Below are 12,540 nucleotides of genomic sequence, written 5' to 3' on the forward strand. Positions count from 1 at the left end.
CACAATGCCCCGTGTCGTTCTCTATCCCGGCAGCCTGCTCGACGTGGAGACGGACGTGATCGTCAATGCCGCCAATTCCAGCCTGATGGGCGGTGGCGGGGTGGATGGCGCGATCCATTATGCCGCCGGGCCTGCGCTGAAAGAGGCCTGCCGCCCGCTCGCCCCCTGCCCGCCGGGGGAAGTGCGCGTCACCGACGGCTTCGGCCTCGCCCCGCGCCTTATCTTCCATACGGTCGGGCCGGTCTGGCATGGCGGGCAGAATGGCGAGGCGGACATTCTGGCGAACTGCTACCGCAATTGCCTGACCGAACTCGGCCAGAGGAACTTGAACAGGATTGTTTTCCCCGCCATATCGACCGGCGCCTATGGCTACCCGCCCGCACAGGCCGCCCATATCGCCGTCACAGTCTGCGCTCGTCACCCGGCCGTGCGGGATGCCGAAATCGTCTTCGCAGTCATCGACCCGGACAACCGCACCGCACTCGGCGCAGCGCTGAATGTCGTCCGCTAGCCCCTCTGCCCCAACGGCAGAATTGACCTTCCCACTCCCAACCCCAAAGTACATCCATGACTGATCTTGATTCCCCCCTGACATTCGCCCATGGCCCGGCCATGAAGAACCGCTTCATGCTGGCGCCCCTGACCAATCAGCAGAGCCATGCCGATGGCACGCTCAGCGAGGATGAAATCCACTGGCTGGATATGCGCGGGCAGGGCGGCTTTGGCGTCGTGATGACGGCGGCTGCGCAGATTGACCCCCATGGCATCGGCTTTCCCGGCCAGTTGGGCGTCTATGATGACCGCCATTTGCCGAAGCTGACCGAACTGGCGACGAAGCTGAATGCCAGCGGCACGCATTCTGTGGTGCAGCTGCATCATGCCGGCATGCGCACCCCGCATGATCTGATCGATGGCAAACCGGTCTGCCCGTCAGACAATGAGGAGTTTGACGCGCGGGCCATGACACTGGCCGAAGTGGAAAAGGTGCGTGATGATTTCATTGCAGCGGCCCTCCGCTGTGAGAAGGCCGGATTTCATGGCGTCGAAGTGCACGGCGCGCATGGTTATCTGCTGTGCCAGTTCCTCAGCGCCGAGATAAACCAGCGTGACGACCAGTATGGCGGGTCTCTGGAAAACCGTTTCCGCCTGACCCAGGAAATCATTGATGGCATCCGCGCCGCGTGCGGGCCTGACTTTTCTGTCGGGCTGCGCCTGTCTCCGGAACGTTTCGGCATGGATTTGATGGAAGTGCGGGACGTGGCCCAGAAGGTGATGCGTGAGGGCAAGATCGATTATCTCGACATGTCACTATGGAATTGTTTCAAGCTGCCACAGGATGAAGCCTATCAGGATCGTGACCTGATTGGCTGGTTCGCGGATCTGGAGCGCGGGAATGTACGCCTTGGTGCAGCGGGCAAGCTGACGACGGGCGCAGCCTGCCGGAAAGCGATGGAAGCGGGGCTCGATTTTGTTGTGATTGGCCGCGGCGCCATCCTGCATCATGATTTCCCGGAGAAAGTTGCCGCCGATCCGGACTTTGAACCGATCTCCCTTCCGGTGCCGGCATCCCACCTGCGCAATGAGGGTCTTGGACAGGCATTCATTGATTATATGAGTGGCTGGAAAGGCTTTGTGGACGTTGGGGAAGAAGAGACGGCCTGAGCTGCTTGACTTGAATGGCCGGTTCGTTCACCTCCCGCCCCCATGATTATCGCCATTGATGGAACCACGGCGTCGGGCAAAGGCACGATCGCGAAGCGGCTGTCAGCCCATTACGGGTTGCCGCATATGGATACAGGCCGGCTTTATCGCGCGACAGCTGTTGCCGCGCTGAAAGCCGGCGTTCCACTGGATGATGCGCAGGCGTTGGCGGATCTGGCTCGCAGCCTGGATCTGGCAGACTATCAGGAGGCCGAATTGCGTACGGCAGAGGCCGGTAAGGCGGCCAGTGTCGTGGCCGTCATTCCTGAAGTCCGTCAGGCGCTGTTTGAACTGCAACGGGCCTTTGCGACACAGGATTTGGGTGCCTTGCTGGACGGCCGTGACATCGGCACCGTGATTGCGCCGGACGCCGATGTGAAGCTCTGGATCGATGCCAGCGTTGAAGAACGTGGCTATCGGCGCTGGAAGGAACTCTGCAGTCATGGCGAAGATGTCACGCTGGAGGCTGTGATCGAACAGCTCCGCGTGCGCGACAAGAGAGACCAGTCCCGCAAGGATGCCCCGGCAGAAATGGCGGTAGATGCTGTCTTGATTGATACGACTGAGCTCTCTATAGAAGCCGCAGTGGAAAAGGCGCTGGCAGCCATAGAGGCTGCTCTCGCTCGTGGAAACCGCACCTGAGGGGGCTTTTCAGCCTCAAATCCAAACAGGTTGCACCACTTCAAATTCAAGAGACCACGCTCTCGGGTCGTTCTGAGCGGGCTGCAATGGTGCATGTCCGCCCTGAGCCGTTCGATCCGCCGAAGGAACCCAAATGTCTGATAAAATGAACCCGTCGACCGATGATTTCGCAGCAATGTTTGAATCATCCACGGCCGCCAGCGCCATGCAGGAAGGCCAGGTCATCCCGGCAACTGTGATCCGTATCGATAATGATGCGGTGCTGGTAGATATCGGCCTCAAGACCGAAGGCCGTATCCCACTCAAAGAATTCTCGATGGAAGACAAGGAGCCGGCATCCGGCGACATCGTTGATGTCTACCTTGATCGCATCGAAAACGCCCTTGGCGACGCTGTCCTGTCCCGCGACAAGGCCCGCCGTGAAGAGCGCTGGATCAAACTGGAAAAGAGCTTCAACGCCGAAGAGCCCGTCAAAGGTGCTATCTCCGGCCGCGTCAAAGGCGGTTTCACCGTCGATCTTGGCGGCGTGAATGCCTTCCTTCCGGGCTCTCAGGTCGATATCCGCCCTGTGCGCGACGTAGGCCCGCTGATGGGCGAAGTTCAGCCCTTCCAGATCCTCAAGCTGGACCGCGCACGCGGCAACATCGTTGTGTCCCGCCGTGCGATCCTCGAAGAGAGCCGTGCCGAACAGCGCGCAGAGATCGTCTCCGATATGGCTGAAGGTGATGTCCGCAAGGGTATCGTCAAGAACATCACCGATTACGGTGCGTTCGTTGACCTTGGCGGCATCGACGGCCTGCTGCACGTTACCGACATGTCCTGGAAGCGCATCAACCACCCGTCTCAGGTGGTCGAAGTTGGTCAGGAAGTCGAAATCCAGATCATCAAGATCAATCCGGAAACCCAGCGTATCTCGCTCGGCATGAAGCAACTCGGCTCCGATCCGTGGGACGGCATCGACGCACGTTACCCGGTTGGCGCACGCCTCAAGGGCCAGGTTACCAACATCACCGATTACGGCGCCTTCGTGGAGCTGGAAGATGGTGTCGAAGGCCTGATCCACGTGTCCGAAATGAGCTGGACCAAGAAAAACGTCCATCCGGGCAAAATCCTGTCGACCTCTCAGGAAGTCGATGTGGAAGTCCTGGACGTTGATTCCGAGAAGCGCCGTATCTCTCTCGGCCTGAAGCAGACCATGGACAATCCGTGGACCGCTTTCCTGGCAGAGCATCCGGTCGGCACCGAAATCGAAGGCGAAGTTCGTGGTATCACGGAATTCGGTCTCTTCGTCGGCCTCGGCCCGGACCTCGACGGTATGGTTCACATCAACGATATCGCTTGGGACAAGTCTGGCGAGCAGGCCATCGAGTCCTTCAACAAGGGCGACATGGTCAAAGCCAAGGTCCTCGACGTTGACGTTGACAAAGAGCGTATCTCGCTCGGCATCAAGCAACTGTCTGGCGACCCGATTGAAGCCCCGGCTGATGGCGGCGCTGCCGTCAAGCGTGGCTCCACGGTCACCTGTACGGTTACGGAAGTCACGTCCGGCGGTATCGAGGTTGAGTTCGGTTCCCCGGCGATGAAATCCTTCATCCGCCGCTCCGACCTGTCCCGTGACCGCGCTGACCAGCGTCCTGAGCGTTTCGCTGTAGGCGACAAGGTCGACGCCAAGGTGATCTCCGTGGATCGCGGCTCCCGCCGTGTGTCCCTGTCGATCAAAGCCCTGGAAATCGCGGAAGAAGCAGAAGCCGTCGCACAATACGGTTCTGCGGATGCCGGCGCGTCTCTGGGTGACATCCTGGGTGCAGCCCTGGCGTCTTCCGGTACGTCCAAGGAAACGTCCGACAAGGTCAACCCGACGCCGCCGTCCACCGACGGTCAGGCCACGGCTGACGAGTCTGCTCTCGACGAGAAAGGCCGCCTTTCGGGCCCGCAGGGCGATGCTGATGATCTGAAGGAGATCAAAGGTGTTGGTCCGGCTTTCGAGAAGAAGCTGAATGAAGCTGGTATCTACCATTTCTGGCAGATCGCTGCGCTGACAGATGCCCAGATTGCCGTCCTCGAAGAGGAAGTCGGCACCTCTGGCAAAGGCGAAGAATGGAAAGCTCAGGCTGAAGAACTCAAGAGCGCCTGAGCCGGCTGATACGGTCTTCGGATCCGTATTCTAAAATTGATGAAATGTTTGCGGCGGGGGCCTAGCGCTCCCGCCGCAAATGCGTGTAATATCAAAGACATGCTGAAGTCAGAACTGATTGCAAAACTCGCCATGGAATATAGCCATCTGCGCCAGGAAGATCTGGAGCGGGTGGTGAATGTCATTCTGGACGAGATCGGTGCGGCGCTTGCCCGCGGGGACCGTGTCGAACTGCGCGGTTTCGGGGCCTTTTCCGTGCGCCAGCGTGATGCCCGCAAGGGGCGTAACCCCCGGACAGGCGAAGCCGTCAGTGTCCCGGCCAAGGCCGTGCCCTTCTTCAAGGCCGGCAAGGAATTGCGCGCCCGCGTAAACGGCGGCGAGGATCCCGAGGCGAGATAGGCTGACCGGGTTCGCGCGCGTGATGAACGCGCTTGACGATTTTGCCGAATGGGCAGCTAATCTCTGATCATTCCAACCGGCGGTATATTGAGAAAAGGGGCCTTTATGCTGAAGGAATTCAAAGAATTTGCGATGAAGGGGAATCTCATCGACATGGCCGTCGGCTTTGTCATGGGCGGCGCCTTCGCGACAGTCGTGACGGCCTTTATTCAGGGCGTCTTCCTGCCGCTTCTGGCACCCATAATGGGCGGCATTGATCTGTCAGAGATTGCCTACACGATTTCCCCTGCCGAGGTGAACGCAGCTGGCGAAGTGGTGAAAGAGGCCGCAGTGGTTGAACTCGGTAACTTTATTGCTGCCGTCATCTCATTCATAATCGTGGCCTTTGTCATGTTCCTGATCGTTAAAGGCATGAACAGAATGAAGAAAAAGGAAGAAGCCGCTCCATCTGCGCCCCCGCGCCAGGAAGTGCTTCTGGAAGAAATTCGCAATCTTCTTGCCAAACAAAGCTGAAATCTGCGAAGAGTCATTCATGAACGGTTAAGCAGTATTTGTTTACCTTCATGAATAGTAGAGTAAACGAGTAGAGTATTGAGGGGCGGCCTTATTGGCTGCCCTTCTTTTTTGCCCGCGATATTCTTGTCTGGGCTGTCCTTACCCATCCGGTCCAATGTAACGGAGAGCCAGCTATTCTCGTCAGAGGGGTGCGGCACGCCGCAACTGAACCTTAAGCCTGCTCTGACAGAATGGCGTGATGGAAACCTTGGCCGCCTTCACGTCATACTTGCAGAATGAGCGCCGCATGGCGGCCAAGACGGTTGAGGCCTATCAGAGCGATCTGGCCGGGTTTCTGAGGTTTCTGCAGACTTATCTGGAAGAAGAGCCGACGCCGAAACGCCTTGGGAAGTTGCGCGCACGCGAAGTGCGGGCCTTTCTGGCGCAGCGTCGGCGTGAGGGGCTGTCCGATGCCTCGATTGCGCGCCTCCTGTCGTCGGTTAAGGCACTGTACCGCTGGCTGGGCCGCGCGCATGACATCGAGAATGCCGAGATCGCCTATCTGCAGGGTCCGAAACGGCCGCAGCGCCTGCCACGACCGGTTTCGGTTGAAGCGGCAAAGGATCTGATCGACGAGGCCGCGTCAGACCCGGACACCGAAGCCTGGATCAATGCGCGGGACGCCGCCGTCCTGTCACTGCTGTATGGCGCAGGGCTGCGCATCTCTGAAGCGCTCAGTCTCACCGGGTCTCACATCCCCGCGCCAGAGCGTCTGAGGATCACCGGCAAAGGCAACAAGGTGCGCATAGTACCACTTATCCCAGCCGTGCGGCATGCGATGGAAGCATATGCTGAGGTGTGTCCGTATCGGCTGGGGCCGAATGATCCTTTGTTTCGCGGGGCCAAGGGCGGGGCATTGAATCCGCGTCTCATTCAGGGCCTGGTGCAAAAGCTGCGTGCGATCCTTGGCCTTCCGGATACGGCGACCCCCCACGCCTTGCGGCACGCCTTCGCGACACACCTTCTGGCTGGGGGCGCAGACCTTCGGGCGATCCAGACCCTGCTCGGACATGCTTCGCTTTCAACGACTCAGGTCTATACAGGCGTAGACAGCGAACGTCTGCGGGATGTGCACTCCGCAGCGCATCCGCGCGCCTGATTATCCTTACAAAACCCTTTCAAATTGCCCATTACCGCCTCAATTCGCGGTAATCCTGATGATGTAAGCTCTGGGGAGGGATGCAGAAAGGACTGGCGCTATGGGTGTCAAAAGAAACGCAATTCTGGGGATTCTCACCCTCGCCACCTTTATCGGCTGTGGGCTTCCTCTAGAGGCTCAGGAAGATCAAGTCGACTATGAGGGCTTTGCCGCGCTGACAGATGAGGTGTCTGCGTATCGCGAGACGCGGCTGGTTGATCGGGACGCGTTCAACAAGATGAAAGCCGAAGACGGGACACTGGTTCTGGAGACACGTCGTCAGGTGGCCTATGTGAAGGGGCATATCGATGGCGCTGTTCATCTGAACTTTCCGATTTCACGAATGCCAAATTGGCCGACACAATTCCCTCTATAGCCACGCACATCCTGATCTATTGCAACAACAATTTCATGGATGATGTCACGCTGGTTCCGCTCTAGCGCGCCGTCCTTCATCAATCTCTATGGCTATGGGTACCAGAACATCTATGAGTTGGACGGCAGCTATCAGATGGCAGATCCGGACATTCATTGGGTTTCTGGAAGCGCCCCGCTCTAGGCCTTTTGTTTGCCTTAATGGGCCATAAGCGCGCATTACGCAGTTTCCACTATTGCAAACCGTTCTCAATTTTGCCTTTAAAGGTCCGCAACGCCGTGCACTGGGACTCTTCAGTAAATCTGAAGTGTTCGCCGTGTGCATTGCATTTGTCCGGCTAAGGCGTCATGTGACGCCGCGTACCCGTAAGGAGCAAGAGCCAAGACATGACAGCAGAAGCATCCCCTGCCCCCGCTGCCGCCAAAAAGGTGAACCCGAACGCGCCAACCGAGGAAACCGTCCTTGAGGTGAAGCACTATACGGACCGGCTATTCCGGTTCCGCCTGACCCGCCCGTCGACCTTCCGCTTCCGGTCTGGTGAGTTTGTGATGATTGGCCTCTACAAGGATGATGGCCGTCCGCTGTTGCGTGCCTATTCCATTGCCAGCCCGAGCTGGGATGAGGAACTGGAATTCTACTCCATCAAGGTGGCCGATGGCCCGCTGACCTCGCGTCTGCAGAAGATCCAGCCGGGCGACAAGGTTCTGCTGGGCAAGAAGCCGACCGGAACGCTGGTGCATGATGCGCTGGTGCCGGGCAAGCGTCTCTATTGCTTCTCCACCGGCACGGGCTTTGCGCCCTTCGCAAGCGTTGTGCGCGATCCGGAGACCTATGAAAAATTCGACGAAGTGATCGTCACACATACCTGTCGGGAAGCGGCTGAACTGGAATATTCCAAGGAGATCGTTGAAGAGACGCTCAATCACGAATTTCTGGGTGAACTCGCCCAGGGCAAGCTGCGCCGCTATGGCAGCTGCACACGCGAAGACTATGAATACAAGGGCCGTATCACGACCCTGATCGAGACAGGCAAGCTGTTTGAGGATCTGAACGTTCCGCCACTTAATCCGGAAACGGATCGCGTGATGATCTGTGGCTCCATGGAGATGATCCAGGACGTGAAGGATCTAATGCTCAAGGCGGGTCTGACAGAGGGCTCGAACGCAGCGCCGGCAGAGTTCGTCATCGAGAAAGCCTTCGCGGGCTAAGACCTCCGAACCAAACGCTTTGCGGAATGAAAGCGCTATGGTTAACCTCCTGCCCGGGAGGACGACGCATATGCGCGCTTTGCAGTCACTTACATTTTCCCTTGCGGCGATTGCCTTGCCTTTGGTGGCGAGCGCTCAGGAGCGGACCTGCCGCGTGGACGACACGCCGAGCGGCGCGAAGGTCGTCGGCGGGGTCAGCGCACATCTTGAGAACTGGCCGGGCATTGCCTCCATCCAGCTGCGCATGCGCGAGAAAACGTACCATGTCTGCGGCGGTGCGGCGATCGCTCCCCAATGGATAGTGACGGCGGCACATTGTGTTGAAGGCTTTGCCGTGTCTGAGGATAGCGGCCGCGTCTTTGCCTATGAGTCCGCAGGTGCAGGCGCGCCTTTGCGCAAAGTGGCCGCCATCCGGATTCAGCTCGGTACGGAAGATCTGGGATACATGCCTGGCAATGCGCATGGGTCTTTTGTGACCCAAGTCATTACGCATCCGGACTATGCCGGGGCCGAAGATATCTACAAGGGCGCTGACATCGCCTTGCTGAAACTGGCGGACCCCTGGACGGGGCCGCTTGCCACGCTGTCTGTTGATGCGTCGACAGATCGTCTTTCCAAGGCAGGCGAAGAAGCCTGGGTTGCAGGTTTTGGGAACTTGGAAGAATTGGAGCTCGGCGAACGCACAAAATGGCAGAATGCACGAAACTTTGCGCTAGCAGCACCGAGTCTCGTATTGCAGGAAACTTCCGCGCCGACCGTGGAGGCATCCGTCTGTCAAAAGCGTCTGAGGAGAGCCTCGCTGCTGGAAGGGTATCCGGCAGCTTACCAATCCCTGATTGTCGACAATCATCTGATCTGCGCGGGGCTGGAACAGGGCGGCAAGGATGCCTGCCAGGGCGATAGCGGCGGCCCGCTTGTAAAGTATGACAAGAATGGTTGCCCCTACCAGATCGGCATCGTCAGCTGGGGTGTGGGTTGTGGACGCGAGGAGAGCCCCGGTGCCTATACCCGCATCTCTGCCTATGCGGATTGGGTGAAATCCCATGTGCCTGATGCGAACTTCATTCAGGCGGCGGATCTGCCCGCGCCGACGCGCGGTGTGCCGGATCTCGTTTCCAGCGTGCAGCAGGATTTTGAGCAGATCGTTGTGGATATGCCGGTGACGCTGGTGAACGCGGCGGGTGAACCCGTGTCTGTGATCGAGAATGGCGAAATGGTGGACCTGAAAGTCACGCTGCCTGTGCGGGGCAAGCTGGTGCTGTTCGATTACAATTCCAATGAAGTGCTGACGCAGCTCTACCCCAACCCGATGGAGGCCATAGACGCCTGGCCTGTACGGGAAGCGGGCGAGGATGTTTATCTGGCAAAAGATCTTTTCGGAGAGCCGGGCCTGCAGGCCGGTCCGCCGCTGGGGCCGCAATCCATGATCGCCATGGTTGTGCCTGAAGATGCGCGGCTTCCAGTGTCTCCGCAGCGTGGTTTCAGCGAGATTGCGGCGCCTGTCGATTATATCACGCGGTTGATGCGCACGGCGCTTCGCCAACAGGAAAGTGTGCGGGGCCTGTTCCGTATTGCGGCAGATGAAGAGGCAGGCGTGGATGACGCTGCAGCTCTTACGCCGCACCTGGCGATGGGTGTGCTGAACTATTGCATAGATTCCCGCATTTGCGGCGCCCAGGACGCGGCAGAAAACTAAAAGGCCATTTCCCTTCCATCGCCAGATAGATGAAATTCGCAACATCCTGTTCAGCGGGCAGTTACTACGCGCATGCTACGCGAAGGGATGCTTCGCCGTCTTATTGCCATCCTGCTGACAGTCTATGCGATCGCCTTTGCCTTTGGCGCGCTGACGGCTGTTCGCTGGCCTTCCATCATGATGGTGATGAGCTGGATCGTGCAGGATGACATTGCCTCAGGTCTTGAAAGCGTGGACTGGCGCCAGCTGGGCATCGCCCATGGCGGCCCGTACCTGATTGCATCCCTGTGCTTTTACAGCTCTGGCATCATGGTTGCGGCCCGGCGCCGCGGCGGGGTGCTGTGGTATCTCTATGGCCTTCTCGCCGGTATTCCCTGCCTCTATCTCGTGACGTTCGAGCCAGGCTGGTGGCGTGACCCCAGCGCGGAAGAAGGCGCGATTGCCGGGGTCTGTGTCGGTGCCATTCTATTGTTCTTCGCTGTCTGGGAGTTGCGTGTGCGTCCGCGTCGTGAGGTTCAGCCTGCCAAGGCAGAAGATGTCCCCATGCTGCTGACCACGCCGCTGGCCCCGCAAGTGCAGGCGCATAGCCCGGCCCAGGATGTTCCGGCTGTTGTCCGCAAGCCGAAGCCCACTTTCGTGCCAGCTGCGGTGGCGCGTCAGCGTGCCAGTTTTGCCTTGCATGGCCGCAAGATGCAGGCGCGCCGTCGTCGTGCTGGCTAGAGCGGCTCCCGGCAGGCATATCTGTTTCCATTTGCTGTAGGTGAGGCTTCGCCCTACCCTTTCCGGATAAAAGAAAAGGGGAGGATGCAATGTCTATCATTTGGCGCTTGCTGGCCGTGCTGATCACTTTGATCGCGGCCTGGTTGTTCTGGGGCGGTCTGCATGCCGTGAATATCGTGGTCAGCCGGGGCAGCAGTGTGTCTGATGCCCTGTTGCAGCCTCCGACCAGTCTGGTGCGTCTTGTCGCGACAGGTGTGATGGTGCTTGGCGGTTTGCTGCTGATCTTCCGGCAGTCTGTCGGAAAATGGATCCTTCTGGTGGGCATCTTGCTGTTCACGCTGCTCGCCGGACTGATGGCGGCGTCAGGTGCGGACCCGGTGCTGTGGATGGATGAGGCCATTACGACAGGTGTTCTGTGGCTACTTTTCGTGGGCCTTGCCGTAACGAAACGCAGCTAATCCAATTCTGCAGAGCCTGTCGCATTGATTTCAGAAGTAAAATGCCTAGTTTGGCGGCTCATTCCTTTGAGCCCCTAGACCAAGGCAGATTTCCCCATGGCTGAGACATACGACGTCGTCATTATCGGTGGCGGCCCCGGCGGCTACAATTGCGCAATTCGCGCAGGACAACTCGGGCTGAAGGTTGCCTGTATTGAATCCCGTGGCACGCTTGGCGGCACCTGCCTGAATGTGGGCTGCATCCCGTCAAAGGCTCTGCTTCACGCCTCTGAACTGTTCGCCACGGCGCAAAATGACTTTGCAGGCATGGGCATCAAGACCGGCAAGCTGGAACTCGATCTGGACCAGATGATGGCCCAGAAGACCGAAGCCGTGAACGGCCTGACCAAGGGCATCGAGTTCCTCTTCAAGAAGAACAAGGTCGACTATGTCAAAGGCCGCGGCAAGATCCTCGGCAAGGGCAAGGTCGAAGTGACCGGCGAAGACGGCAAGACGCAGACGCTGGACACAAAGAACATCGTGATCGCGACGGGTTCCGAGCCGGCAAACCTGCCGGGCATCGAGATTGACGAAGAGCGCGTTGTCACGAACACGGGCGCCCTTTCGATGACGTCTGTACCGAAACGCCTGATCCTGATTGGTGCAGGCGTGATCGGCCTGGAGATGGGCTCCGTCTGGGCGCGTCTCGGCTCCGAAGTGACGGTGGTTGAGTATCTCGACCGCATCATGCCGGGCGCAGACAATGAGATCGCCAAGGAAGCCCAGAAAGTTCTCAAGAAACAGGGCCTCAATTTCCGTCTTGGCATGAAGGTGACGGGTGTTGAGAAGCTGAAATCCAAGCTCAAACTGAGCATGGAGCCAGCTTCTGGCGGCGAAACCGAAGTTCTGGACGCAGATGCCGTGATCGTTGCAATTGGTCGCAAGCCCTATACCGAAGGCCTCGGCCTCGAATCCGTGGGCGTTACGACGGACAAGCGCGGCGTTGTGCAGGTGACCGATGGTCACTTCAAGGCGGCTGACGGTGTCTGGGCTGTTGGCGATTGCATTCATGGGCCGATGCTTGCCCACAAGGCGGAAGATGACGGCGTTGCCGTGGCCGAGTTGATTGCGGGCAAGGCAGGTCATGTGGATTACAATCTGGTGCCGAGCGTCGTCTACACGAAGCCGGAAATGGCCTGGGTCGGGAAGACCGAGGAGCAGCTGAAAGAAGAGGGCGTGGAATATGTGAAGGGCAAATTCCCCTTCATGGCCAACTCTCGCGCGCGCACCAATCACGAGACCGAAGGGTTCGTGAAAATTCTGGCGGACAAGAAGACGGATCGCATCCTTGGCGCACACATGATCGGTGTCGGCGTTGGCGAGATGATTGCTGAACTATGCGTCGCAATGGAATTCGGCGCTGCCTCTGAGGACATTGCCCGTACGTCTCACGCCCACCCGACCATGTCGGAAGCTGTGCGTCAGGCGGCAATGGCTGTCGAAGGCTGGACGATGCAAATGTAGGCAGGCATCC

13 protein-coding genes and 1 pseudogene are annotated in these 12,540 nt (G+C 58.7%); all 14 read left to right on the forward strand.

The features are described from left to right. The first annotated feature begins 4 nt into the window (after positions 1 to 4). The 14 genes and pseudogenes from HY29_RS17035 (at position 5) to lpdA (ending at position 12,530) form a co-directional block, all read left to right on the forward strand. Entirely contained in the window at positions 5 to 511 is a 507-nt protein-coding gene (locus HY29_RS17035) for a macro domain-containing protein (protein WP_034799334.1), read from the forward strand. A gap of 56 nt (positions 512 to 567) precedes the next feature. Further along, the gene (locus tag HY29_RS17040) at positions 568 to 1,662 is read left to right on the forward strand and encodes an NADH:flavin oxidoreductase (RefSeq protein ID WP_034799337.1); all 1,095 of its coding nucleotides are present in this window, start codon (positions 568 to 570) and stop codon (positions 1,660 to 1,662) included. 42 nt (positions 1,663 to 1,704) lie between these two features. Continuing rightward, positions 1,705 to 2,343, forward strand: coding sequence for a (d)CMP kinase (gene cmk, locus HY29_RS17045; protein ID WP_034799340.1), 639 nt, complete (start codon positions 1,705 to 1,707; stop codon positions 2,341 to 2,343). A 145-nt stretch (positions 2,344 to 2,488) separates the two neighbouring features. Then, positions 2,489 to 4,156, forward strand: a pseudogene (gene rpsA, locus HY29_RS17050) (30S ribosomal protein S1); the annotation flags it as partial. A gap of 420 nt (positions 4,157 to 4,576) precedes the next feature. Further along, positions 4,577 to 4,876, forward strand: a complete 300-nt coding sequence (locus tag HY29_RS17055) for an integration host factor subunit beta (RefSeq protein WP_034799346.1) — start codon at positions 4,577 to 4,579, stop codon at positions 4,874 to 4,876. 105 nt (positions 4,877 to 4,981) lie between these two features. Then, entirely contained in the window at positions 4,982 to 5,389 is a 408-nt protein-coding gene (gene mscL, locus HY29_RS17060) for a large conductance mechanosensitive channel protein MscL (RefSeq protein ID WP_034799349.1), read from the forward strand. A 241-nt stretch (positions 5,390 to 5,630) separates the two neighbouring features. Beyond that, the gene (locus HY29_RS17065; protein WP_034799352.1) at positions 5,631 to 6,530 is read left to right on the forward strand and encodes a tyrosine recombinase XerC; all 900 of its coding nucleotides are present in this window, start codon (positions 5,631 to 5,633) and stop codon (positions 6,528 to 6,530) included. A gap of 100 nt (positions 6,531 to 6,630) precedes the next feature. After that, on the forward strand, positions 6,631 to 6,945 hold the full coding sequence (locus HY29_RS17070) for a rhodanese-like domain-containing protein (RefSeq protein WP_034799355.1): 315 nt from the start codon (positions 6,631 to 6,633) through the stop codon (positions 6,943 to 6,945). A 39-nt stretch (positions 6,946 to 6,984) separates the two neighbouring features. Further along, positions 6,985 to 7,128, forward strand: a complete 144-nt coding sequence (locus HY29_RS19290) for a hypothetical protein (protein WP_155838405.1) — start codon at positions 6,985 to 6,987, stop codon at positions 7,126 to 7,128. Positions 7,129 to 7,331: 203 nt separating this feature from the next. Further along, positions 7,332 to 8,153, forward strand: a complete 822-nt coding sequence (locus tag HY29_RS17075) for a ferredoxin--NADP reductase (RefSeq protein WP_034799358.1) — start codon at positions 7,332 to 7,334, stop codon at positions 8,151 to 8,153. Between the two features lie 70 nt (positions 8,154 to 8,223). Next, positions 8,224 to 9,849: a serine protease gene (locus HY29_RS17080; protein WP_034799361.1), complete on the forward strand. Its 1,626-nt coding sequence runs from the start codon at positions 8,224 to 8,226 to the stop codon at positions 9,847 to 9,849. An 87-nt stretch (positions 9,850 to 9,936) separates the two neighbouring features. Continuing rightward, positions 9,937 to 10,569: a hypothetical protein gene (locus tag HY29_RS17085; protein WP_034799364.1), complete on the forward strand. Its 633-nt coding sequence runs from the start codon at positions 9,937 to 9,939 to the stop codon at positions 10,567 to 10,569. An 89-nt stretch (positions 10,570 to 10,658) separates the two neighbouring features. Next, positions 10,659 to 11,027 carry a hypothetical protein gene (locus HY29_RS17090; RefSeq protein ID WP_034799366.1) on the forward strand — a complete coding sequence of 123 codons (369 nt, stop codon included), beginning with the start codon at positions 10,659 to 10,661 and terminating at the stop codon, positions 11,025 to 11,027. A gap of 96 nt (positions 11,028 to 11,123) precedes the next feature. Then, on the forward strand, positions 11,124 to 12,530 hold the full coding sequence (lpdA, locus tag HY29_RS17095; RefSeq protein WP_034799369.1) for a dihydrolipoyl dehydrogenase: 1,407 nt from the start codon (positions 11,124 to 11,126) through the stop codon (positions 12,528 to 12,530). Positions 12,531 to 12,540 lie beyond the last annotated feature (10 nt).

Source organism: Hyphomonas beringensis (assembly GCF_000682755.1).
GTDB classification, from domain to species: domain Bacteria; phylum Pseudomonadota; class Alphaproteobacteria; order Caulobacterales; family Hyphomonadaceae; genus Hyphomonas; species Hyphomonas beringensis.

Excerpts from the sequence above, each read along its gene's own strand:
- mscL (WP_034799349.1), top strand. The coding sequence starts at position 4,982 with ATGCTGAAGGAATTCAAAGAATTTGCGATGAAGGGGAATCTCATCGAC.
- HY29_RS17055 (WP_034799346.1), top strand. The coding sequence starts at position 4,577 with ATGCTGAAGTCAGAACTGATTGCAAAACTCGCCATGGAATATAGCCAT.
- HY29_RS17070 (WP_034799355.1), top strand. The coding sequence starts at position 6,631 with ATGGGTGTCAAAAGAAACGCAATTCTGGGGATTCTCACCCTCGCCACC.
- HY29_RS19290 (WP_155838405.1), top strand. The coding sequence starts at position 6,985 with ATGATGTCACGCTGGTTCCGCTCTAGCGCGCCGTCCTTCATCAATCTC.
- HY29_RS17040 (WP_034799337.1), top strand. The coding sequence starts at position 568 with ATGACTGATCTTGATTCCCCCCTGACATTCGCCCATGGCCCGGCCATG.
- HY29_RS17080 (WP_034799361.1), top strand. The coding sequence starts at position 8,224 with ATGCGCGCTTTGCAGTCACTTACATTTTCCCTTGCGGCGATTGCCTTG.
- HY29_RS17090 (WP_034799366.1), top strand. The coding sequence starts at position 10,659 with ATGTCTATCATTTGGCGCTTGCTGGCCGTGCTGATCACTTTGATCGCG.
- HY29_RS17085 (WP_034799364.1), top strand. The coding sequence starts at position 9,937 with ATGCTTCGCCGTCTTATTGCCATCCTGCTGACAGTCTATGCGATCGCC.
- HY29_RS17065 (WP_034799352.1), top strand. The coding sequence starts at position 5,631 with ATGGAAACCTTGGCCGCCTTCACGTCATACTTGCAGAATGAGCGCCGC.
- HY29_RS17035 (WP_034799334.1), top strand. The coding sequence starts at position 5 with ATGCCCCGTGTCGTTCTCTATCCCGGCAGCCTGCTCGACGTGGAGACG.
- HY29_RS17075 (WP_034799358.1), top strand. The coding sequence starts at position 7,332 with ATGACAGCAGAAGCATCCCCTGCCCCCGCTGCCGCCAAAAAGGTGAAC.
- cmk (WP_034799340.1), top strand. The coding sequence starts at position 1,705 with ATGATTATCGCCATTGATGGAACCACGGCGTCGGGCAAAGGCACGATC.
- lpdA (WP_034799369.1), top strand. The coding sequence starts at position 11,124 with ATGGCTGAGACATACGACGTCGTCATTATCGGTGGCGGCCCCGGCGGC.